This window comes from Virgibacillus sp. AGTR, assembly GCF_016919725.2.
Taxonomy (GTDB): domain Bacteria; phylum Bacillota; class Bacilli; order Bacillales; family Amphibacillaceae; genus Virgibacillus; species Virgibacillus salarius.
Window position 1 is genome coordinate 1 of sequence record NZ_JAJERH010000144.1, and the last position, 2,239, is coordinate 2,239.

Annotated in this window: 4 protein-coding genes; 3 read left to right on the forward strand and 1 reads right to left on the reverse strand. The window is 34.5% G+C overall.

Going from position 1 to position 2,239, the window contains the following annotated elements; translation table 11 throughout:
* Nucleotides 1–121 precede the first annotated feature (121 nt).
* Together JUJ52_RS22785 and JUJ52_RS22790 are read left to right on the forward strand one after the other, a co-directional pair.
* A complete protein-coding gene (locus tag JUJ52_RS22785; protein WP_205389672.1) occupies nt 122–679 on the forward strand; it encodes a GNAT family N-acetyltransferase in 558 nt (185 codons plus the stop codon).
* 58 nt (nt 680–737) lie between these two features.
* On the forward strand, nt 738–869 hold the full coding sequence (locus JUJ52_RS22790; RefSeq protein ID WP_121604736.1) for a YfhE family protein: 132 nt from the start codon (nt 738–740) through the stop codon (nt 867–869).
* A 377-nt stretch (nt 870–1,246) separates the two neighbouring features.
* On the opposite strand, the gene JUJ52_RS22795 is transcribed toward JUJ52_RS22790, so the two are convergent.
* Nucleotides 1,247–1,558: a hypothetical protein gene (locus JUJ52_RS22795; protein ID WP_026680495.1), complete on the reverse strand. Its 312-nt coding sequence runs from the start codon at nt 1,556–1,558 to the stop codon at nt 1,247–1,249.
* 150 nt (nt 1,559–1,708) lie between these two features.
* Here JUJ52_RS22795 and JUJ52_RS22800 point away from each other — a divergent pair, with 150 nt between their 5' ends.
* Complete coding sequence (locus JUJ52_RS22800; RefSeq protein WP_026680494.1) at nt 1,709–2,122, forward strand: helix-turn-helix domain-containing protein; 414 nt, start codon at nt 1,709–1,711, stop codon at nt 2,120–2,122.
* The last annotated feature ends 117 nt before the right edge of the window (nt 2,123–2,239 follow it).

Genomic DNA, 2,239 nt, shown 5'->3' on the forward strand with positions numbered 1-2,239 from the left:
ATAAAAAGACGACTCTAAATTTTAAAAAAAGAATTTGAGTCGTCTTTTTTATAACAAACTTCAAGTTTCACTGAAAAATCATAAGATTTTCAGTGGCCTCGAAAATAGGAGGGTATTTTTTATGCTTAAAGCACGAGATCTACATGAGGTGCCTGTATTATTTGAGCTATTAGTAAATCCAGCTGTTTTTCCCTATGTTCGGCACAAAGCAAATACCACTGATGAATACTATTTTATTACGAAACAAACAATGGAAGCAGAAAAAAGAGGAGAATTAATCTCATGGACTATTTTAGACGAGTATGGCAATCCAATTGGAACTATTAATTTATTTGATATCCAGGAAAACTATGGGTTTCTAGCTACTTGGATCGGGAAGCCTTATTTTGGTAAAGGCTATAATAAACAAGCAAAGGAACAATTTTTTAATGATATTTTCTCTAGCTCACCGATTGAGGGTGTATTCATGAAAGTCCGCAAATCAAATATACGTTCCTTAAAGGCAGTGTCAAAATTACCTTATGTTACATTGGCTAACGATACGTATCAGGAAGTCTTTCATATGATAAATCTTGAAGCTGTAGTCTATGATTTATTCGTGGTAACGAAGCAACAATATTTATCGTATCAGCAGTTTGCTACAAACCCTCAGGAAGCCACTGAAGAAGAAGTCGGTTGATTTCTGTGTATAAATATATGTTACTTGTCCATACTAAAAAGAAAAGGACGGATTTGCCATGAAAAAACAGATTAGTGCATCTACGAGAGCAAAATTTTTGTCTAAAACGCAAGAGGTTTTATACCAAAAGGAATTCAAGCATGCGGATCAAATATATGATCAGCTCTCTAAGAGAGGAAACCGAAGCTAAAAGGTTTCAACAGGCTGTCGAGCCTAGGAACTCGACAGCTTTATTTAATTACTCGTAGTGTTATATATCCGTTAGAACAGATTCGATAAACCGTCTTTCTAATGAAGGTAAGCGAATTTCCCGTATGAGAAAAGAGAAAGTAGAACGTGAACTGCACGGGCAGCGTTATTGTCGTTTGTGCAGCAAAGATGATGTGCGTAAACAAGCATTACTCGTTTCAGCCAGCTAGAACATGAATAAGAGTATTTTCGGTGAAGGGCTCGCTTTCCCCACGAAAAACGAGTGCTACTCGTTCGTCCGCGCACACAAAAAAAGTTTGTAGAATTTCTACAAGCTTTTTTTGCTATGTATCACACGTTCTATGCCATAAGTCCTATTCAATAATAAAGTTGCGGATGTAACTCCTTCTCTTCCACGAAAGATAACCAGGTTATAATCATTTGTTCAGCCTGAATCCTTGCTTCAGATTTTTCCTTCGCAAACCCATAGCCAACAATAATGTTTGTTGTCTCAAATGCTATTGCCGCCTGCCATATTTCCATTTTTTCTGCATTATAGACAAATACCATAACAGTATTATTACCCCTAACTTCAATTTCAAAATCATGATCCTTAAATATAAAACGTAGTATTTTACATTTAGTCAGACTCGTGATGGTTAAATGGTGCAGTATCATGCAACTAATCATTAACTATCCCTCCATTGATCTATATGAGAACATTTTACTATATGTGTATTTTAAGAACAAGAATGGAGCATTATAAGTTTTATAAACATGATAGGATGAGAGATACTAAAGCTTCATTTTTTCTAAATTTAACCAATCGAGTGTGGTAGCATGCGTGAACAAATTGCACATAATATTAAATTTCTTCGTGAACAGAATAATTGGACGCAAAAGGAGCTCGCTGAAAAGCTTTTAATCTCTCGCTCTGTTATTGCTAAATGGGAAAATAATTCGGTGACACCAGATATCATGTCTTTACTAAAACTTTCCGAAATATTTCAAGTATCACTAGATCATTTAGTTGGAAATTACTCCTTTCGTGATGATTTACTTAAGGAATTTAAACGGATTTACAGTTCATCTCCTAACTCATTTGATGAGGAAGCAGTTGAAATCGTTGAATACATCATGACGAATCCTGAATTTAAAAAGGAAATTTTTGAATTGAAACAATTATCTATTAAGAAGCAACATTCTATTCATAAACTGATAGCTGAACTTATTCAACAATATAAAAACATATGATAAGGGGCTGGGACATAACTAGCCTGGAGAAGTAAAAAAGAGATTCCAGTTATCAAAAATAGATAGCTGGAATCTTTTTCATTATCATAAATACATGAATTTTGTGTTATGGCGGTA

Bases quoted from the DNA above. Each gene is read 5' to 3' on its own strand.
- JUJ52_RS22785 (WP_205389672.1), top strand. From the start codon at position 122: ATGCTTAAAGCACGAGATCTACATGAGGTGCCTGTATTATTTGAGCTA.
- JUJ52_RS22790 (WP_121604736.1), top strand. From the start codon at position 738: ATGAAAAAACAGATTAGTGCATCTACGAGAGCAAAATTTTTGTCTAAA.
- JUJ52_RS22795 (WP_026680495.1), bottom strand. From the start codon at position 1,558: ATGATTAGTTGCATGATACTGCACCATTTAACCATCACGAGTCTGACT.
- JUJ52_RS22800 (WP_026680494.1), top strand. From the start codon at position 1,709: ATGCGTGAACAAATTGCACATAATATTAAATTTCTTCGTGAACAGAAT.